Below are 19,180 nucleotides of genomic sequence, written 5' to 3'. Positions count from 1 at the left end.
ATTAAAGATTATGAAGGATGCTTTACATATCGGGGGCAAGGCCCTGTCCAGCCGGCTGTTTATCGGAACCGGCAAATATAGCCGCAATACGCTTATTCCGGAGGTGGTCGCAGCCTCCGGCTCCGAAGTGATCACGGTAGCTCTTCGGAGAGTCGATCCCTCGTCGCGGGAGGAGAATGTTCTGAATCATATACCGCCGCACATGACTCTGCTGCCCAATACTTCCGGCGCGCGGACCGCGGAAGAAGCCGTGCGCATCGCCCGGCTGGCCAGAGCGGCGGGAATGGGGAACTGGGTCAAGATTGAAGTCATAAACGATCAGCGGTATTTGCTTCCGGACAACCTGGAGACGATCCGTGCCACGGAAATTCTGGCTGCCGAAGGCTTTGTCGTCCTTCCCTACATGAGCCCGGACCTGTCTGCTGCGCTCCGTCTGAGAGACGCGGGCGCAGCGGCGGTGATGCCGCTGGGAGCGCCCATCGGAAGCAACCGGGGCCTGCGGACGAAAGAACTGATCGGCATCCTGATTGAAGAGACCGGCTTGCCGATTATTGTGGATGCCGGGATCGGGCGGCCGTCGGAGGCGGCGGAAGCGATGGAGATGGGCGCGGCAGCCGTGCTGCTGAATACGGCAATTGCCACCGCCCGCGATCCGCTGGGCATGGCGGAAGCCTTCCGCGGGGCGGTTGCCGCCGGACGGCAGGCTTATCTGGCCGGGCTGGGAGCAGTTCGGCAGGAGGCGGAAGCTTCTTCGCCTTTGACCGGATTTCTGAATGTATAGAAGGGGGGGAGAGCAATGAGCTTCTATGAATCGCTGATGACTCTGGAGCGTTTACCCTTTAAGGAGTTGTGGAAGGGGTATAGGGCGGAGGATGTAAGGCGGGCGCTGGCCAAGGAGAAGCTGGACGAGGAAGATCTGCTTGCCCTGCTGTCACCTGCCGCTGGACCGCATTTGGAGGAAATGGCTCAGAAGGCGCAGCGTATCACCCGTTCTCATTTCGGTCATGTCGTGCAGCTGTTTACGCCGATGTATGTAGCCGATTATTGCGTCAATCACTGTACGTACTGCAGCTTCAGTTCCATTTATGATTTTCCGCGCAAAAAACTGACGCTGGAAGAAGTAGAAAAGGAAGCGGCGGCGATTGCCTCTACCGGTCTTCGCCATATCCTGCTGCTGACGGGAGAATCGCGCCGGGATTCGCCGGTCGGTTACGTTAAAGATTGCGTGAAGGTTCTCCGCAAGTACTTCTCCTCCATCAGCATCGAGGTCAATCCGCTGTCCGCGGAGGAATACCAAGAGCTGGCCGATGCGGGTGTGGACGGATTGACCTTGTTCCAGGAGGTATACCACCAGGAGATGTATGCCAAGCTTCATGTCAAAGGACCGAAGCGGAACTTCCGTGCCCGTCTTGACGCTCCGGAGCGCGGCTGCCAGGCGGGCTTCCGTTCCGTCAACATCGGCGCCCTGCTCGGCTTGCATGACTGGCGGCAGGAAGCCTTCATGGCCGCGATGCATGCTCGGTATCTTCAGGATCGTTATCCCGGATGCGAAATCAGCCTGTCTCCTCCGAGGTTCCGCCCTTATCTGGGCAGCTTCAACCCCGAATCGGACGTAACCGATCGGGCGCTGGTGCAGATCATTCTGGCATACCGGCTGTTCCTGCCCCGTTCCGGAATTACCTTGTCCACAAGAGAACCCGCCGAGTTCCGCGACCATCTTGTCCATTTGGGGGTCACCAAAATGTCGGCAGGCGTTTCTACCGAGGTAGGCGGGCATACGGGAGACGGCGGAACTCCGCAGTTTGAAATTTCGGACAGCCGCAGCGTGCCTGAAATTAGGGACATGCTGTACCGGAACGGGCTTCAGCCGGTGTTCAAGGATTGGGATATCCTTGCTGAAAGCTCCGTTCGTTGACAGTCGGAACCAGCGAATTCAAGCCAACCTTTCCCTAGGGGCAAGGTTGGCTTTTTGCAATGTAAACACGGGATTCCCCGCAAGGAGCACAGGCTCGCCGCCGGACATCGATGACAGAGCCCGTTTTATCGGGTGATTCAGCGGATCGGCACCGCAAATACGAGATGCAGCCGCCCTTTGATGCGCCGGTGCTTCGTAATATAGCCGTTGTCTTCGAACCAGGCCAGCAGGCTGGAAAGAGACGGATAGCCGTCTTCTTCCGGCAGCGGGGCATGGTCACCATCGGCGAGCATCAGGTCGGCAATGCAGATTCGTCCGTGCGGCTTTAGCACCCGGCGCATTTCCTTGGCGGCAAGCGGCTGCTGCTCCCCGGCAAGATGATGAAAGGCGAAGCTGGATACGGCAAAGTCAAATTTTTCATCTATAAACGGCAGTGCTAGAAAATTGCCGAGCTTGGTCTTAAGCTTCGGATATTTCAGCCCGCACTGCTTCAGCATTTCCTTTGACTGGTCGACTCCCGTCATGTCTGCGCCGCGCTCCATCAATTTTCCGGCCAGATTGCCGGTTCCCGTGCCGATATCGAGTCCTTTTTCCCCGGGTGCCGGCGCCAGCCACTCTACAGCCAGTTCCAGAGCCTCTTCATAGCCTTCATACTCGGCGGCGCTGCGGACATTCCGGTCATGGAGGACGGCCCTGCGGTCATAGTTCCATTTATCTTCCCAATTGCGGCTGCCCCGCAGTTTGCGTGAAGCTTCGGCCAGCGCGTACAGATCGTCCAGCTGAAGCGAGCGCTCTTTTTTAACCATTTCAATCATTGAATCGGCCGTCTCGATCATGCTCTTGATTTCCAGCCATTTGGCGAACAGCGCGGACCTTTGAAGCTCCAGGTAGTACTGAAGCCGCTCGTGATCCCGACCTTCCCACTCCTGCAGTGCCCTGCGGATATCCTCGACACTCATGCCTGCCTCCCGTAAAGCAATAACAGTCTGGAGCCGCCACACCTCCTGCTCGCTGAACTCGCGGTACTGATTGTCTCCTTTCGAGGGAGCGATCAGCCCTTTTTCTTCATAAAAGCGGATGGCCCTGGCCGACAGGCCCAATTTCTCCGAAATTTCTTTGATCTTCATAGGTTATCCTTTCGATTAACTGAACTTTCTTTATCATATCAAAAAAAGAACAGCCGCTCTTGACCTTCTCCTTGCGGAAAGGTTTATCCTTCGGTCATGAGTCATTCATACGAAGAGGGGGGCGCAGGGAAATGAGTATATTGATCAAAAATGTATGGATTATGGATATGGTGCAGGAAGAGCCGGTTAGAGGGGATATTTTGATCGAAGGCGACAATATCGCTGCAATCGGGACGGAACTGACCGCAGAACACGGTGAGAAAATAGAGGGAGGAGGCATGCTGGCGATGCCCGGCCTGATTAATGCGCACCAGCATACGCCGATGAGCCTGCTCAGAGGCTTCTCGGACGATTTGAAGCTGATGGACTGGCTGGAGCGGAAAATGCTGCCCGCCGAGGCGCGGATGACGCCGGAAGATATCTACTGGGGCGCGCAGCTGTCCATGGCCGAAATGATCCGCTCGGGGACGACGGCTTTTGCCGATATGTACATTCATATGGACGAGATTGCGCGGGCGGTGCAGGAGACGGGGATGCGGGCCGCTTTGACCCGGGGACTTGTGTTTAACGAAGACGATGGTGGAAAAAGGATGAACGAGGCGCTGGATTTGATCCGGCGGTGGGATGGCGCGGCCGACGGCAGAATTACGGCGATGCTAGGCCCGCATTCGCCGTATCTGTGTCCGCCGGAGCCGCTGAGGGAAATTATCGCCCTTGCGGAAGCGGAAGATATTCCGGTGCATATCCACTTGGCTGAAACGAAGGAAGAGGTGGCGATGATCCGGGAGAGATACGGGATGACTCCCGCGCAGTACCTTTACCATAACGGCCTGTTTGAACAATGCCATGTGCTGCTGGCTCACGCCGTTCATCTGAACCGCCGGGACGTGGGGCTTCTGCGAGGCATGCGCGGCGGCGTCTCCCACAACCCGGTGAGCAATCTGAAGCTCGGCTGCGGCATTGCGCCGGTGACGGAGATGAGAGAGGCGGGCATTACAGTCGGGCTTGGCACGGACGGAGCGGGCAGCGCCACGACGCTTGATATGTTTCAGGAGATCAGGGCGGCGGCCTGGCTGCAAAAGGCGGATTACGGCGATCCGGCACTCCTGCCTGCTATCCAAGCGCTGCGGATGGCGACGGAGGAGAGCGCGAAGCTGCTGAACCTGCAAGGTAAGACGGGAATGCTGAAGACTGGTGCCAAAGCCGACCTGATTCTCATTGATCTGGGCAAGCCGCATTTGCAGCCTGTTCATCATGCAGCCTCTCTCCTTGCATACAGCGCGGTTGGAGCGGATGTCGATACGACCATCGTTAACGGCCGCATTTTGATGCGGAATCGCTGCCTGCTTACGATTGACGAGGAACGGCTGCTGCATGAAGCCGCCGTGCGGGCCAAACGGATAGTGGAGGGGATATAACCGGATAAAGCTTTGAATTTAAAGCAAACCCTTTTAGGCTGGCGCCGATATGATATGATAGGTAACGAATGAAAGTAAACAGGAGATTACCGGGACTGAAAGGAGCTTGATGAAGATGCAGCGCTTTGAGGACAGCATATATGATCTAATCGTAGAAACCTCCACCAATTTGCCGGGGGACGTCCGCCGGGCGGTCGCTGCGGGGCGGAGTCTTGAAGACAAGGCCACCCGCTCGGGACTGGCGCTGACGACGATCGCGCACAATATCGGCATGGCCGAGCTGCAGGTCTCGCCCATTTGCCAGGATACGGGAATGCCAACGTTCTTCATACATACGCCGGTAGGCGTGAACCAGCTCCAAATCAAGCGGCATATCTTCGGGGCGATCGCAAGGGCGACCCGGGACGGCAAGCTACGGCCAAATTCCGTCGATTCGCTGACCGGAGGGAATAGCGGCGACAATCTCGGTGAGGGTACGCCGGTGATTCATTTCGAGCAGTGGGAAGAAGAACATGTCGAGGTGCGGCTCATTCTTAAAGGAGGCGGCTGCGAGAACAAGAACATCCAGTACAGCCTTCCCGCCGAGCTTGAAGGACTGGGCAAAGCGGGACGCGACCTTGACGGCATCCGCAAGTGCATTCTTCATGCCGTCTATCAGGCTCAGGGGCAGGGATGCAGCGCGGGCTTTATCGGGGTGGGGATCGGCGGCGACCGGGCATCCGGATACGAGCTTGCCAAGAAACAGCTTTTCCGCAAGGTGGATGACATTAATCCGATCGAGGAACTGCGGGAATTGGAAGATTATATTATGGAGAATGCCAATAAGCTAGGAATCGGCACCATGGGCTTCGGGGGAGAGGTAACTTTGCTCGGCTGCAAAGTCGGGGTGATGAACCGCCTTCCTGCAAGTTTTTTCGTCTCCGTTGCCTATAACTGCTGGGCGTTCCGCCGCCAAGGCGTGCTGATCGACGCTGGCAGCGGCGGGATCCGGGAATGGTTGTATGAGCGGGGCTTCGGCATTTCCGTGGGAGAGGACGAAGCGGATACGCCCGTGGCTGCGAATGTGGACCACGCTAGCGGCTCCGGCGCGGCGGCCGGAACTGCGGTTGCCGAAGATGCGGCAACCGGGAGCGGGCCGCGCGAAATCCGGCTGACGGTGCCGATCAGCGAGGAGGACATCCGGGCCTTGCGCGTCGGCGATGTGGTCATCTTGTCGGGCGAGATGCACACCGGGCGTGACGCTCTGCATAAGCATCTAATCGACCATGAGTCTCCGGTCGATCTGAACGGGGCGGTCATTTACCACTGCGGACCCGTTATGTTAAAAGACGAGGAAGGCTGGCATGTGAAGGCGGCCGGTCCGACGACGAGCATTCGCGAAGAGCCGTACCAAGGCGACATCATCAAGAAATTCGGCATCCGGGCCGTCATTGGCAAGGGTGGAATGGGAGCGAAGACGCTTCAGGCGCTTCATGAGCACGGCGGCGTCTATCTGAATGCGATCGGCGGAGCGGCCCAGTATTACGCCAAATGCATCAAGAAAGTGAACGGCGTCGACTTTATGGAGTTCGGCATCCCAGAGGCGATGTGGCATCTGACGGTGGAAGGCTTTGCGGCTATTGTGACGATGGATTCCCACGGCAACAGCCTGCATGCCGATGTTGAGAGGGAATCCGCCGGAAAGCTGGCTCAGTTCCGCGAGGCGGTATTTAAGTGAGTGCAGTAACCTTGCCCATCCAGCCCCAAAAATTGGTTTCATCCCAATAATTTATCACGGAGTGCAGACGTATACCGTCATGCGCTTCTTTTTTTACATTCCCTTTACATTCATGCGCTGGTATTTTTAATAGAATCGGGCTACGATAAGAAGATATCCATCCAATTCAATGAAGAAAGAGGCAAGTGCCGTATGAGACCGTTTCGAGTCCGTCTAACGTTTATACTAATGGCTTTAATCGGCATTTCCATGATCGGAGCGGGCTTTACAATGGCGCATCTGTTCAAGGAATCCCATATCGCCGCGCTTGAGGATAACATGTCCCGGGAAATAAATCTTCTGTCGGGCACGATGGAATTCCGCGATATGAGCGGCAGCGACGCGTATAATTACTACACCAGGCAGGCTCACAGCATCGCAAAGCTTACGCATTCAAGGATAACTTTTATTACAAAAGACGGCAGAGTCATCGGTGATTCTGAGAAAAATCCGCAGCTGATGGACAACCACCTGGGGCGCGAGGAAGAAATTATGGCGGCCAAGAACGGCATCGGCCGGGCGATCCGCTACAGCGATACGCTGAACCGGAATATGCTGTATGTTGCCAAGAAGGTATTGTCCGGAAACGGCGGCTTCGACGGATACATCCGTCTGTCCATGGGCCTCGACGCGGTTGAAGAAGGACTGAACCGTGCCTGGATCATTATGGCCGGCGGACTTGTGCTGCTGTTCATCGCGGCCGCTTTTGTCAGCTATCGCGTCGCTTTCAGTCTGACTTCTCCGCTGGAACAGATTACAAGGGTCGCCCGCCGGATTACCGATCTCGATTACGACGCCCGGGTTCCACTGAAGAGAAAGGATGAAATAGGCCAACTGGCGAATGCGATCAACTTGATGGCCGACAGCCTGCAGACCCAGCTCAGAACGATACGAGATAACGAGAATCTGCTGCAGAGCGTGCTGGACAACATAACCGGCGGCATTTTGCTGGTGGATGCGGAAGGGAGAATCGCTCTGCTCAACAAGGCTGCGGAGAAGATGCTGGATGTAAGGGCAGACGATATGGTCGGCCGTTCCTTCCGGGAACTGAAGCGCCACTACGAGCTGACCCGGATTCTTGAAGAAGGACTGTCCCGAAGGGAGCCTGTTCATGAGGAACGGAACTTCTACAACTCCGGCGAGCGTATTGTGCGTCTTGACGGCGTACCGATGACGCAGGACGGGACCTACCAGGGAATGCTGTTCCTGCTTCAGGAAGTGACGGAAATCCGGAGGCTGGAAAGAATGCGCAGCGAGTTCGTCGCCAATGTCTCGCATGAACTCAAGACGCCGGTCGCGGCGGTCAAGGGGTTCGCGGAAACCTTGCTTGGAGGCGGAGTGAAGGACGAGAAGACGGCGAACTCTTTTTTACAAATCATATATGATGAGAACGAGCGGCTTAACCGCCTGATCGGCGACATTCTGGAGTTGTCCAAAATCGAGTCCAAACGGGTCCATCTCGAATGGTCTCCGGTCCATCTGTCTTCCTTCTTCGATTCGCTGCTGGAAACGATGAGCAAGGTGGCCGAGAAAAAGAGCATCAGCCTGAGCGCGGAGGTGCCGGAGGAGCTCTTTATAGAAGGTGACGAGGACAAGCTTCGGCAAATTTTCCTCAATCTGCTCTCCAATGCGATCAACTATACGCATGAAGGCGGCAGCGTAAAGGTAAGGGCTGTGAACCGGCAGAAAAAAGACGGTGAGGAAACGGTCATATTCACCGTTACCGATACCGGCATGGGCATTCCGCGCAAGGATTTGCCGCGTATATTCGAACGGTTTTACCGGGTGGACAAGGCGAGATCGCGAAGCTCGGGCGGCACCGGTCTCGGGCTGTCGATCGTCAAGCATCTGGTGGAGCTGCACCGCGGCGCCATTTCCGTGGAAAGTGATCTTGGCATCGGAAGCACGTTTATTCTGGAGCTGCCGCTTTTGCAGGATGATGTAATTTGATTTAAAATGAGATTATTCGCCTTGTTTTGCGAAGCGTGAAGGTAAGACAGAAGTGAATTTGAGAGCTTTACGTAAATCTTTTACACTGGGTTAACATTCTGGTGATACGATAGGCTTGTCAAAAACTACGAGGACGGGGGAACATATGGCACAACGATTGCTTGTCATCGAAGACGAACCGACATTGGCCAGGCTGCTGTCGTACAATCTGGCGCAGGAAGGCTACGAGGTGGCTCATGAGGATCATGGAACGGCGGGATATGACCGGGCGGTCAAGGAGCATTTTGACCTGATTGTGTTGGATCTCATGCTGCCGGGAATGAACGGAATCGACATATTGGACAAACTGCGCGGCCAGGGTATACGGACGCCCATCATCGTCCTGACGGCCAAGAACACAGAAGAAGATGTGGTTCGCGGTTTGAAATCTGGAGCCGATGATTACATGACGAAGCCTTTCGGTGTATCCGAACTGCTCGCTAGAGTCAGCGCCGTGCTCCGGCGCATCTCCGGTGCAACGGAAGAAGCCCCGGTTAGTACGGGGACGGCAGGTTCCACCATTATTTTGGGGCAACTGGAAATTTACCCTGAACGATACGAGGTTACCTTGGGTGGCCAGAGTATCAATCTGCGTCCCAAAGAATTCGAAGTGCTGCTATATTTGGCCCGCAAGCCTGGCGTCGTGTTGACAAGAGACGATTTGATGAACGCCGTGTGGGGATTCGATTACATCGGCGGACAGCGCACGGTCGATGTGCATGTCAGTTCGCTGCGCAAGAAGCTGGAACTGGACCCCGAATCGGTCCATATCGACTCCATCCGTGGTGTCGGCTACAAGCTGGTCGTCAACAAACAGAGAACTCCGGTCGCTTAACCAGGACCCGGGGTTCTTTTTTTCAGCCTTAACTATAGTTCCGGCGACCTACATTGACATTTGCTTAACGGCAAGTAAATATTGCCATGACAATCAATTGATACGCTAAGAGCATTAAGGTAATGCGGGAGGTATGTGTGTGCAGTTACTCATTTCGGTTGAGGAGAACTTGGACAGGGTCGGCGGTTCGGAAGCAGATAGAGAAACCGGTCAGGCGGCAAAAGACAACATTTTGCTAAGACGAAAGGAAATCGGGCAAAATGATCATGTGTCGCGGAAAAAAAGAGAGGCGGCGCAGACAGAAACCGTGTCATTCAGTGAAAAGGATGTACCGTCAGGCCAATCCTCGGCCATTTCGCTTACGGATTATTGCCTCTCCGTTCCGGAAATCGAACAGCAACTCGGCTGCTTTGAGGCGCTTGCGGTATTTCGCGATAACCCGACTGCTCCATGTCTTGTCGTCAAGGACGGGGAGGGAAGTCCTGCCGGCCTTCTGATGCGTGACGCTTTTCACCGCAAACTATCGGGCAGGTTCGCGGCCGAATTGTTTTATGCTCATCCAGCATCCCGTTTTGCGGATAAGGAAGCTCTTATGGTGGACTGCAAGGCCTCGCCATCTGTACTGATCGGACGGGCTTTGCAGCGAACGGAAGATCGATTCTACGACTGCGTAATGGTAACGGAGGATGGAAGGCTCAAAGGGGTTCTGACCGTAAGGGATCTAATGGTGCTTTCCGGAAGACTCCAGGATCGGGCGGAGCAGGAGCGGCGGCTTGCCGTGGAAGGAAGCTGTGTTCATGTCGGCGAAATGGAATCGGTGCTGCAGGAAGCGGCATCTGCTGCCGAAACGGCTCGAGCGGAATGCAGCCGGATGGAGCAGTGGATCACAGCTGGGTCAGGAAAACTGGACCATGTACATAACTCGTATCTGCGGGTGGAAGATCGGATGGCCGAGCAGCGGAGCCAGGTTGAGGAGCTGCTCCAAAATGTATCAGGGATCGCTTCCCTTACGGAAGAGATCGGCGGGATTGCCGGGACCAGCGAGCTGCTTGCGCTGAACGCCTCCATTGAAGCCGCGCATGCCGGTGTACACGGACAGGGGTTTCAGGTCGTCGCGGGCGAGGTCCGCTCGCTGGCCCATCATACCCGTCGGCTGACGGCAAGCATTTCTTCACTGCTTGGAAGAATTGGTAATTTGGCCGCCCGCACGGCGGAGCTGACCGGAGCCGCTACCGGCGATATTAGCGGCAGTGCAGAGGAAGTAGCGGCTGCTAAGAAACTCTTCTCAAGCCTTAAATCCGCGGTTTCCACCGTGGAGCAGGCAGATGAGACAGCCTGCCGGTTGGCGCGGCAGAGTGTGGACCGGGCCTTGGAGGTCAAGAGCAGACTGCAAGCGATGAGTGATTTTACAGAGCGTTAACATTTCTCTGGACCGGCATTTACAATCGGAGCTTATGATTGTACCGAAGAGTGATGAGAAGGAGACAAACACATATAATGAAGTCCACCGTTGACATAGAAAAGAAGACCATCATTGACATAGAAAAGCTGGATCTCTACTACGAATCCTTTCATGCGCTCAAAAGCATGGATTTGCAGATCCCGGAGAAGGCGGTTACTGCGTTCATCGGGCCATCCGGCTGTGGGAAATCAACGCTGTTGCGCACCTTGAACCGTATGAACGATATGATTCCTGGAACCCGGATCGAAGGCAAGGTCCTGATTGGCGGCACGGATATCTACGGAGGCGGCATCGAGGTGGAAAGCCTGCGCAAACGGGTAGGAATGGTTTTTCAGCAGCCGAATCCTTTTCCAAAATCGATTTACGATAATGTAGCTTACGGCCCCCGTTTGCACGGCAGCCCTCCAAAAGCGGAGCTCGATGAACTGGTGGAGCAAAGTCTGCGGCAGTCGGCTTTGTGGGACGAAGTTAAGGACTTCCTCAAGAAATCCGCGCTGAGCCTTTCCGGCGGACAGCAGCAGCGGCTCTGCATTGCCAGAGCGCTTGCCGTACAACCCGACATCCTGCTGATGGATGAAGCGACTTCCGCTCTTGACCCTGTTTCAACGCAGAAGATCGAAGAGCTTGTCCAAGAACTGCGGGACCGGTATACGATCGTCATGGTGACGCACAATATGCACCAGGCGGCGAGAGTATCGAACCAGACGGTGTTCTTTCTGAACGGCGTAATTGTCGAGTCGGAGGACACGGAACAGTTATTCTCGAATCCGAAAGATTCGCGCACCGAAGATTATATTTCCGGCAGATTCGGCTAACATGCTGTTTCCTCAAGGGAAACGGTTGTTAGTCTATGCGGAAGACCTATAGATTCGAGGAGGAACCCATTACTTATGATTCGAAGACTGGAATTTGACAAAAACCTTGAAGAACTGCGCAGCTTGCTGCGTGAAATGGGTGAGCATGTAATAGACGCGCTGGAAGGCGCCGTGCTTTCTCTGCAGCAGCACGATACGACTCGGGCGCAGGAAATCGTAGCGGCTGACGTCCGCCTCAATGCAATGGAAGAAAAGATTATGGACATCGGCTCGCGTCTCATCATTACACAGCAGCCGGTAGCCAAGGATTTGCGCAGAATAATCGTCGCATTCAAAATATCGAGCGATCTTGAGCGGATGGGAGATCTGGCGCTGGACGTGGCGAAGGTGACTCTGCGAATTCAGGGTCAGGAGCTGATCAAGCCGCTGGTGGACATTCCGCGGATGGCGGAAATCGTAAAGCTCATGACGACAGAAGCGATTACCGCCTATCTGGACGAGAACACGGATCTGGCGCACAAAATGGCGCTGGATGACGATCAGGTCGATCATTTGTACAGCGCTATGATCAACGAGCTGTACTCCTACATGATTAAGAAGCCTGACGCGGTCTCTCAGGCGATGCTGTTGACGCTGGTGGGTCGGTACATTGAGCGGATCGCCGACCATGCGACCAATATTGGTGAAAGCGTAGTCTATCTGGTGACGGGCAAGCGTCCAGATTTGAACCGGTAGGAAGCAACCCGTAAGCAGCCCCGGAGGGCACTGAACTATATCTTACAAGAAAGCGCAGCGCTGCCGTCAGGCGGCGGGGGCGCTTTCTTCTTTTTATATCTCTTTGATGCGAATGCTGCACTTTGTGGGACTATTGCCATGTGGTAAGATGTAAAGGATAAGCAATTGAAGACGAGGTGCATAATGGACAAGCTGATTCTTATAGATGGAAATAATGTCATTTACCGCGCATTCTTCGCCATGCCTCCGCTGACCAATACGGCGGGGCAGCAGACGAATGCCGTATACGGCTTCACTACAATGCTGCTGCGTCTCATCGAGGAGCACAAGCCGAGTCATCTGATCGTCGCGTTCGACGCGGGGAAGATTACCTTCAGGCATGAGGGATACCAGGAGTACAAAGGCGGACGGCAGAAGACCCCGCCCGAGCTTTCGGAGCAGTTCCCTCTGCTGAAAGACCTGCTGCGCGATCTCGGCGTGCCGCAGTTTGAGATCGAGAATTATGAAGCGGACGACATCATCGGCAGCATCTCCCGTCAGGCGGACGAGGCGGGGCGTCAGGTGATGATCGTATCAGGGGACAAAGACATGCTGCAGCTGGCGTCCGAGCATACGACCATTGCGCTGATCCGCAAAGGCGTCACCGATATCGAGCTGTACGGACCGGAGCAAATTCGTGAAAAATACGACTTGACGCCGCAGCAGATTATCGACCTCAAGGGCCTGATGGGCGATGCGAGCGACAACATTCCCGGCGTGCCGGGTGTCGGCGAGAAGACCGCGCTCAAGCTGCTGCACCAGTTCGGATCGGTGGAAGACGTGATTGCGGGTACGGGCGAGCTGAAGGGCAAAATGAAGGAAAAGCTGGAGGCGCATGCCGACGACGCCGTCATGAGCAAGAAGCTGGCAACTATTTACCGCGAGGTTCCGCTGACTCATTCGTGGGAGGACATGGCTTTTCACGGCCTGAAGAGCGACACTGCCGGCCCCGCGCTGGCGAAACTGGAGTTCAAGTCGCTGCTGGAGCGGCTGTCCTTAAGCGGAAGCGCTCCTGTGAGCGAAGAGTCTTTCTCTGAAGCGGTGGACCTTGACATCGTCATTGCGGGCGAAGCGGACCTTGAAGAGGTTGCGACTGCGCTTCCTGAGATTAAAGCGCTGCATGTCGAGACGAACGGCGAGAACCCGCACCGCGCCGAGGTGATCGGCCTGGCGCTTTCAACGCCGGAGCGGCATTATTTCGTGCCCTTTGAGCTGCTGAAGAGCGGCGGTGCCGAGGGCTTGCGTTCCTGGCTGGCCGACGAGCATGCGCCGAAGAACGGCTACGACCTGCATCGCGTCGATTTGGCGCTGCACTGGCAGGGCATTTCCTTCGCCGGAGCGGCGCATGATGTGCAGCTGGCCGCTTATCTGCTCGACCCGACCGAGGCCAACCAGAACCTCAGCGACCTTGTCGCCAAATACGGCCTGCCGCGCCTTGCACCGGACGAAGAGGTGTTTGGCAAGGGGGCCAAATACAAAGTGCCGGAGTTGGATATTCTGGGCGCGCATGTCGCCGCCAAGAGCGCAGCTGTGCTTGATCTGGTGCCGAAGCAGGAGCAGGATTTGAGCGATACAGCGATGTCTGGGCTGTTTCATGATCTGGAAATGCCGCTTTCGCGCATTTTGGCCGATATGGAGAAGCAGGGCATCTGCGTAAATACGGACGGCCTGAGGGAACTGGGCCGAGAATTCGAGCGCACGATCTCGGGTCTGGTAGAACAGATCTACGAAATCGCGGGTACGGAATTCAATCTGAACTCCACGAAGCAGCTTGGGGAGATTTTGTTCGATAAGCTGGGCCTGCCCGTCATCAAGAAGACGAAGACCGGCTATTCCACCGATGCCGAGGTGCTGGAGAAGCTGGAGCCTTACCATGAAATTGTGCGCAATATTTTACAGTACCGCACGCTTGCGAAGCTGCAGTCGACCTACGTGGAAGGGCTTCTGAAGGAAATTGCCCCGTCCACGGGCAAAGTGCACACCTTCTACCGTCAGACGATCGCGGCGACCGGACGACTGAGCAGCCAGTTCCCGAATCTGCAGAACATTCCAATCCGGCTGGAGGAAGGCCGCAAAATCCGCAAAGTATTTGTGCCCTCCGAGCCGGGCTGGTCGATCCTGGCGGCCGACTATTCGCAGATCGAGCTGCGGGTGCTCGCGCATATTTCGGATGACGCAAGGCTGAAGGAAGCCTTTTTGCATGATATGGATATTCATACCAAGACGGCCATGGACGTATTCGGCGTGCCTGCCGAAGCGGTCGACGGCAACATGCGGCGCTCCGCCAAAGCGGTGAATTTCGGAATTGTATACGGCATCAGCGATTACGGCCTTTCCCAGAACCTGAATATTACGCGGAAGGAAGCCGGAAGGTTCATCGAGCAGTATTTCGAGGTGTTCCAGGGTGTGCGCCGCTATATGGACGAAATTGTCCGGGAAGCGCGCAAAGCGGGCTATGTCACCACGCTGCTTGAACGCCGCCGTTATCTGCCGGAGATCAATGCGAGCAACTTCAATCTGCGTTCCTTCGCAGAACGGACGGCGATGAATACGCCGATTCAGGGGACCGCGGCCGACATTATCAAGTTGGCGATGATCCATATGGACCGGGCCCTGTTCGAACGGAAACTGAAGAGCCGCATGCTGCTTCAGGTGCATGACGAATTGGTATTCGAGGTGCCGGAGAATGAGCTGGAGATGATGAAAAAGCTCGTGCCCGAAGTCATGGAAGGCGCGCTGAAGCTGTCCGTTCCGCTCAAGGCCGAGGTAAGTTACGGCAGCAACTGGTATGAAGCGAAATAAAGGTCCCGCGTGCCTTGCTTATCCGGTATAATGGAGTAGAGGTGAAGACATCATGCCGGAATTACCGGAAGTAGAGACCGTCAAGAGAACACTGAACACCTTGGTACAAGGGAAAAAGATACAAAAAGTCACCGTTCGTCTGCCGCGCATTATCCGGCGTCCGGACGATATTCGAATATTTGAAACCATGCTGGAAGGCCATACGATTGAGCGTGTGGAGCGCCGCGGCAAATTTTTGCGCTTCCTGCTGGACGGTCTGGTGCTTGTCTCCCATCTGCGGATGGAAGGACGGTACGGATTGTATGCGGCAGGAGAGCCTTTAGATAAGCATACGCATGTTATTTTTCATTTTGAAGATGGGAGCGAACTGCGTTATACGGATGTAAGGCAGTTTGGCACTATGGATCTTTTTCTGCCCGGAGAAGATCTCAATCTCCCCCCGCTGAACAAGCTGGGACTGGAACCGCTGAACAAGGGATTTACGCCCGAAGCGTTTAAGGATCTGGTTGCCGGGAAAAATACAAAAATCAAGCCTTTGCTCCTCAATCAGGCATATGTGGTCGGCATCGGCAATATTTATGTGGATGAGTCCCTGCATCAAGCTGGCATTCATCCGGAGAGAAACGCCAAATCACTCACCGGAGATGAGCTGGACCGTCTTCATCAGGCGATTGTCGCCACGCTATCGGAAGCGGTAAATGCCGGCGGCTCTTCCGTTAAATCGTACGTGAACGGCCAGGGTGAGAGCGGTTCGTATCAGCACCAGCTGCGGATATACGGCCGCAAAGACGAGACCTGCTACACCTGCGGTACGAAGGTGGAGAAAAGCGTAGTGGGGGGACGCGGCACGCATTTTTGCCCAAGCTGCCAGCCGCCTCTTTTAAACTAAAGCCAGTTTTTTTATCGCAGATTTGATTTGCGCCGTTTTTCTTCAAGTTTCACAATTTTTCATGAAGGTTGACACCCTGAGCCCATCCCGCCCATATACTGGGTGAAGAATGCTACATTGCGAACGACGGTTCCATTGGTTACGGAAGCGTAGGTTCTTCAACGGGAGGGATTGTGGGTGATCAGCCCCATTTTTTCACTGCTGCTGCTGGCTTTTGCCCTGAGTCTGGACGGTTTCGGTGTCGGTATTACATACGGATTGCGCAAACTGAAAATACCTCTGCTTTCCGTTCTCATTATCTCAATCTGTTCCGGTGTTGTGATGTGTGTCTCGATGCAGGTTGGCGCGCTGCTGGCCAAAGTCGTTTCGCCTCATATCGCTTCCCTGTTCGGGGCGGTCATCATACTTCTGATGGGCTGCTGGTCTTTGGTACAGTTGATGATGCAGAAGGATGAAGAGAAGCCGTTCGAGGGGGCCGGTTTGGGATCTGGCGCAGAAGAGAGTGAAAGATACCCGGTAATGACGGATGAAAAACCGGAAGCGGAGCCGGAGAAATCGGCGGTATTTTCCCTTGAGTTTCGCAGGCTGGGGATTGTCGTTCAAATTTTGCGCACTCCGTCTTCGGCTGATATGGATAAATCGGGCAGTATCTCATCGGTAGAAGCGTTCTTGTTGGGCATTGCTCTATCTCTTGACGCTTTCGGAGCGGGCCTTGGGGCTGCGCTCCTCGGATTTAATCCGCTCTGGACGTCGCTTGTGATCGCCCTGTTCAGCGGCAGTATCCTGGTTCTTGGACTCAACACAGGACTGCGATATGCCGGAAGCGTTTGGATGAAGCGCGCCTCGGTGCTGCCTGCTCTGCTCTTGATTGCCATAGGAATATTGAAGCTGTTATGAGGTGAAAACATGATTATGGGCTTGACCGGAGGAATTGCCTCCGGAAAAAGCACCGTGTCCGCCATTCTCGCTGAGAAAGGGGCAAAGGTCGTTGACGCCGACGCCATTGCACGGGAGGTTATGCTCCCCGGACACGAGGTGCTGGCCGCCGTTGCGAAGCATTTTGGCGAGGGGATACTGCTCCCTGACGGAACGCTCAACCGCTCCAAGCTGGGGGAAATTGTATTTAACGATCCTGAAGCCTTGAAGGCTCTGAATGGAATGACCCATCCGGCCATCCGCCGGATTACCCGGGAACGGATGCAGGCACTGGAGAAGGAAGCGCCCGAACGCCTGGTTATAGCTGATATCCCCCTGCTCTTCGAGTCGGGGCAGGAGGATATGTTTGAGCGAATTTTGGTCGTCTATGCGCCGCGTGAAATACAGCTTGAGCGTCTGATGAAACGAAACGGACTGACACGGGAGCAGGCTGAAGCCCGGCTGGACTCCCAAATGGATATTGAGCTGAAGCGCGCCAAAGCCGATTTTGTCATCAATAACAGCGGGGATGTGGCCGACACCGAGCGGCAGATCGCCGTTTTGTGGGACAGGCTGGGTCTGCCATGCTGAAATGGCTTCGTAAAAAAAGAGTTCTGCTGCTGCTATTTCTCGGCTTCATCGCCATTCTGTTCCTTAGCACCAACTGGATGTCATGGTTCTATCCGATTTATTATAAGGAAGAAATCCGCAAGCACAGCTCTACGTATCAAGTTGACCCTTATCTTATTGCGGCAATCATTCGGGTGGAGACGAACTACAAGACCGGACGCGAGTCGAGAAAGGGAGCAATCGGACTCATGCAGCTGATGCCGGATACCGCCAAATGGGCTCTGGAACAGGCCAAGCTCCCCGACGTTTCGATGAAACGGCTCAAGAATGAGCCTTCTGCTAATATCGAGCTGGGCGCCTGGTATCTTCATTCCTTGTCCGGCGAGTTTGATGGGAACCGTACGGCGGTCATTGCGGCCTATAATGCCGGACCCGGCAAGGTGCAGCGCTGGCTCAAGGAAGGCTCATGGAACGGAAGCGAAGAGGATGTCAAAAATATTCCGTTCGGCGAAACCCGCCACTATGTACAGCGCGTCATTTATTATTACAATCAGTACACGGAGATCTACGGGGACGTTTTTTAGCGGCTGCCGTGCACGAGAAAAGAAGTGCCGATAGGCCGCTTCGGACCGTTCAGCACTTCTTCGGCAAGCTTATGTGGGCAGATTATTGGAACTGACCTGCCAGTTGTTGCTCGGCCAGAGTTACAAGACGTTTCGTGATGTAACCTCCGATCGAACCGTTCTCATAAGAAGTTTTATTGCCTTGATATCCATCAGGAGAAAGAGTGATACCAAGTTCTTGGGCAACTTCATATTTCAGTTGCTCCAAAGCCGCATTCGCTCTTGGTATGACAAGGTTGTTAGAGCTGGAGCTCCCATTGCTTGATTGGGCCATTTCTGTTCACCTCCTATCGGTTGGTAACTGTATTATGCGCCGGACTTGCCACATTAATTACTCATAATTAAAGGTGTTTTCTGGAAAAGTAAAAACCAAAACCTTTTCAAAGGAAGTGATCAGATCATGAAATGCCCATACTGCGATCATACCAACACCAAAGTGCTCGATTCACGTCCGGCCAATGAAAATAAATCGATCCGCCGCAGGCGCGAGTGCGAGCGGTGCAGCCGGCGCTTCACCACATTTGAGATGGTGGAGGAGACCCCGCTGATCGTCATTAAAAAGGACGGCAGCCGCGAAGAATTCAGCCGCGACAAAATACTGCGCGGCCTGATCCGTGCCTGCGAAAAACGCCCCGTATCCGTCGAACGGCTTGAGGTGATCGTCTCCGAGGTCGAGAAATCGCTGCGCGGCATCGCTGTAGCCGAGGTCGAGAGCCAGCAGATTGGCGAGCTTGTAATGGAGCAGCTCTATCCTGTGGATGAGGTCGCCTACGTCCGCTTCGCGTCCGTGTACCGCCAGTTCAAAGACATCAATATGTTTATGAAGGAACTGAAGGCGCTCCTGTCCAAAAATCCTTCGGAGACGGACGGACTGTAAGCCCAGGCTCTACAGTTTGTCCACTCCGCAGGCTCCTTACTCCACAGGATTACAATCCGGTACTTTCCGACTGAATGTTTTTTTAAAATAATTGTTGACACATGGCTCATAATTTTATATGATATAGAAGTCGGCTGCGAGACATGAATAAGCGGAAGACACTTAGAAGCCGATTCATACATATCGGAATTCGATACATGGGGCCTTAGCTCAGCTGGGAGAGCGCATCGCTGGCAGCGATGAGGTCAGGGGTTCGATCCCCCTAGGCTCCACCATATATTTTATTTTATACATGGACTCTTAGCTCAGTTGGTAGAGCAGTAGACTCTTAATCTATTTGTCCAGGGTTCGAGCCCCTGAGAGTCCATACAGAAAGAACGGCAGAGATGCCGTTCTTTTGCTGTGTGGGGAAC

At 54.7% G+C, this 19,180-nt stretch carries 17 protein-coding genes and 2 tRNA genes; 17 read left to right on the top strand and 2 right to left on the bottom strand.

The genetic code is table 11. The features are described 5' to 3' along the window. Window positions 1–10 precede the first annotated feature (10 nt). Window positions 11–781 carry a thiazole synthase gene (locus EH198_RS05880; protein WP_124694622.1) on the top strand — a complete coding sequence of 257 codons (771 nt, stop codon included), beginning with the start codon at window positions 11–13 and terminating at the stop codon, window positions 779–781. Window positions 782–796: 15 nt separating this feature from the next. Then, entirely contained in the window at window positions 797–1,915 is a 1,119-nt protein-coding gene (thiH, locus tag EH198_RS05875; protein WP_124694621.1) for a 2-iminoacetate synthase ThiH, read from the top strand. Between the two features lie 137 nt (window positions 1,916–2,052). Here thiH and EH198_RS05870 read toward each other — a convergent pair whose 3' ends face one another. Next, a complete protein-coding gene (locus tag EH198_RS05870; RefSeq protein ID WP_124694620.1) occupies window positions 2,053–3,042 on the bottom strand; it encodes a MerR family transcriptional regulator in 990 nt (329 codons plus the stop codon). A 131-nt stretch (window positions 3,043–3,173) separates the two neighbouring features. On the opposite strand from EH198_RS05870, the gene EH198_RS05865 reads away from it, so the two are divergent. From EH198_RS05865 to EH198_RS05810, 12 genes are all read left to right on the top strand, one after another. Beyond that, window positions 3,174–4,460, top strand: a complete 1,287-nt coding sequence (locus EH198_RS05865; RefSeq protein ID WP_124694619.1) for an amidohydrolase — start codon at window positions 3,174–3,176, stop codon at window positions 4,458–4,460. A gap of 115 nt (window positions 4,461–4,575) precedes the next feature. After that, complete coding sequence (locus EH198_RS05860; RefSeq protein ID WP_124694618.1) at window positions 4,576–6,177, top strand: fumarate hydratase; 1,602 nt, start codon at window positions 4,576–4,578, stop codon at window positions 6,175–6,177. Between the two features lie 192 nt (window positions 6,178–6,369). After that, window positions 6,370–8,166 (top strand): two-component system histidine kinase PnpS, encoded by a 1,797-nt coding sequence (gene pnpS, locus EH198_RS05855; RefSeq protein ID WP_124694617.1) that lies wholly within the window; start codon window positions 6,370–6,372, stop codon window positions 8,164–8,166. Between the two features lie 145 nt (window positions 8,167–8,311). Next, window positions 8,312–9,040, top strand: coding sequence for a response regulator transcription factor (locus tag EH198_RS05850; protein WP_124694616.1), 729 nt, complete (start codon window positions 8,312–8,314; stop codon window positions 9,038–9,040). A 139-nt stretch (window positions 9,041–9,179) separates the two neighbouring features. Further along, entirely contained in the window at window positions 9,180–10,460 is a 1,281-nt protein-coding gene (locus EH198_RS05845) for a methyl-accepting chemotaxis protein (RefSeq protein ID WP_185702773.1), read from the top strand. Window positions 10,461–10,537: 77 nt separating this feature from the next. Next, window positions 10,538–11,317 (top strand): phosphate ABC transporter ATP-binding protein PstB, encoded by a 780-nt coding sequence (gene pstB, locus EH198_RS05840; protein WP_124694614.1) that lies wholly within the window; start codon window positions 10,538–10,540, stop codon window positions 11,315–11,317. Between the two features lie 75 nt (window positions 11,318–11,392). After that, a complete protein-coding gene (gene phoU, locus EH198_RS05835; RefSeq protein WP_124694613.1) occupies window positions 11,393–12,052 on the top strand; it encodes a phosphate signaling complex protein PhoU in 660 nt (219 codons plus the stop codon). A gap of 183 nt (window positions 12,053–12,235) precedes the next feature. Further along, a complete protein-coding gene (gene polA / locus EH198_RS05830) occupies window positions 12,236–14,893 on the top strand; it encodes a DNA polymerase I (RefSeq protein ID WP_124694612.1) in 2,658 nt (885 codons plus the stop codon). A gap of 52 nt (window positions 14,894–14,945) precedes the next feature. Then, window positions 14,946–15,782 (top strand): DNA-formamidopyrimidine glycosylase, encoded by an 837-nt coding sequence (gene mutM / locus EH198_RS05825; RefSeq protein WP_124694611.1) that lies wholly within the window; start codon window positions 14,946–14,948, stop codon window positions 15,780–15,782. A 177-nt stretch (window positions 15,783–15,959) separates the two neighbouring features. Continuing rightward, entirely contained in the window at window positions 15,960–16,679 is a 720-nt protein-coding gene (locus EH198_RS05820; RefSeq protein ID WP_124694610.1) for a manganese efflux pump, read from the top strand. 9 nt (window positions 16,680–16,688) lie between these two features. Continuing rightward, window positions 16,689–17,288, top strand: a complete 600-nt coding sequence (gene coaE / locus EH198_RS05815; protein ID WP_124694609.1) for a dephospho-CoA kinase — start codon at window positions 16,689–16,691, stop codon at window positions 17,286–17,288. Continuing rightward, on the top strand, window positions 17,285–17,851 hold the full coding sequence (locus tag EH198_RS05810; protein ID WP_124694871.1) for a lytic transglycosylase domain-containing protein: 567 nt from the start codon (window positions 17,285–17,287) through the stop codon (window positions 17,849–17,851). Before coaE ends, EH198_RS05810 begins: the two co-directional genes overlap by 4 nt. An 82-nt stretch (window positions 17,852–17,933) precedes the next feature. Here EH198_RS05810 and EH198_RS05805 read toward each other — a convergent pair whose 3' ends face one another. Then, window positions 17,934–18,164, bottom strand: a complete 231-nt coding sequence (locus EH198_RS05805; protein WP_124694608.1) for an alpha/beta-type small acid-soluble spore protein — start codon at window positions 18,162–18,164, stop codon at window positions 17,934–17,936. Between the two features lie 126 nt (window positions 18,165–18,290). On the opposite strand from EH198_RS05805, the gene nrdR reads away from it, so the two are divergent. The 3 genes from nrdR (at window position 18,291) to EH198_RS05790 (ending at window position 19,134) form a co-directional block, all read left to right on the top strand. Then, window positions 18,291–18,767, top strand: coding sequence for a transcriptional regulator NrdR (nrdR, locus tag EH198_RS05800; protein ID WP_124694607.1), 477 nt, complete (start codon window positions 18,291–18,293; stop codon window positions 18,765–18,767). Between the two features lie 199 nt (window positions 18,768–18,966). Further along, window positions 18,967–19,042: transfer RNA gene (locus EH198_RS05795), tRNA-Ala, on the top strand. Window positions 19,043–19,061: 19 nt separating this feature from the next. Continuing rightward, window positions 19,062–19,134 (top strand) — tRNA-Lys (locus tag EH198_RS05790). Window positions 19,135–19,180: the final 46 nt, after the last annotated feature.

It is taken from the genome of Paenibacillus rhizophilus (assembly GCF_003854965.1).
Classification (GTDB): Bacteria; Bacillota; Bacilli; order Paenibacillales; family Paenibacillaceae; genus Paenibacillus_AQ; species Paenibacillus_AQ rhizophilus.
The sequence above is the reverse complement of the archived record's forward strand: the minus strand, read 5'-3'. Positions and strand labels throughout refer to the sequence as shown.

What these genes read in the sequence shown, in the direction of transcription:
- EH198_RS05870 (WP_124694620.1), bottom strand. Translation starts at nt 3,042, where the DNA reads ATGAAGATCAAAGAAATTTCGGAGAAATTGGGCCTGTCGGCCAGGGCC.
- EH198_RS05865 (WP_124694619.1), top strand. Translation starts at nt 3,174, where the DNA reads ATGAGTATATTGATCAAAAATGTATGGATTATGGATATGGTGCAGGAA.
- nrdR (WP_124694607.1), top strand. Translation starts at nt 18,291, where the DNA reads ATGAAATGCCCATACTGCGATCATACCAACACCAAAGTGCTCGATTCA.
- coaE (WP_124694609.1), top strand. Translation starts at nt 16,689, where the DNA reads ATGATTATGGGCTTGACCGGAGGAATTGCCTCCGGAAAAAGCACCGTG.
- EH198_RS05850 (WP_124694616.1), top strand. Translation starts at nt 8,312, where the DNA reads ATGGCACAACGATTGCTTGTCATCGAAGACGAACCGACATTGGCCAGG.
- pstB (WP_124694614.1), top strand. Translation starts at nt 10,538, where the DNA reads ATGAAGTCCACCGTTGACATAGAAAAGAAGACCATCATTGACATAGAA.
- EH198_RS05805 (WP_124694608.1), bottom strand. Translation starts at nt 18,164, where the DNA reads ATGGCCCAATCAAGCAATGGGAGCTCCAGCTCTAACAACCTTGTCATA.
- phoU (WP_124694613.1), top strand. Translation starts at nt 11,393, where the DNA reads ATGATTCGAAGACTGGAATTTGACAAAAACCTTGAAGAACTGCGCAGC.
- mutM (WP_124694611.1), top strand. Translation starts at nt 14,946, where the DNA reads ATGCCGGAATTACCGGAAGTAGAGACCGTCAAGAGAACACTGAACACC.
- EH198_RS05860 (WP_124694618.1), top strand. Translation starts at nt 4,576, where the DNA reads ATGCAGCGCTTTGAGGACAGCATATATGATCTAATCGTAGAAACCTCC.
- EH198_RS05880 (WP_124694622.1), top strand. Translation starts at nt 11, where the DNA reads ATGAAGGATGCTTTACATATCGGGGGCAAGGCCCTGTCCAGCCGGCTG.
- polA (WP_124694612.1), top strand. Translation starts at nt 12,236, where the DNA reads ATGGACAAGCTGATTCTTATAGATGGAAATAATGTCATTTACCGCGCA.
- thiH (WP_124694621.1), top strand. Translation starts at nt 797, where the DNA reads ATGAGCTTCTATGAATCGCTGATGACTCTGGAGCGTTTACCCTTTAAG.
- pnpS (WP_124694617.1), top strand. Translation starts at nt 6,370, where the DNA reads ATGAGACCGTTTCGAGTCCGTCTAACGTTTATACTAATGGCTTTAATC.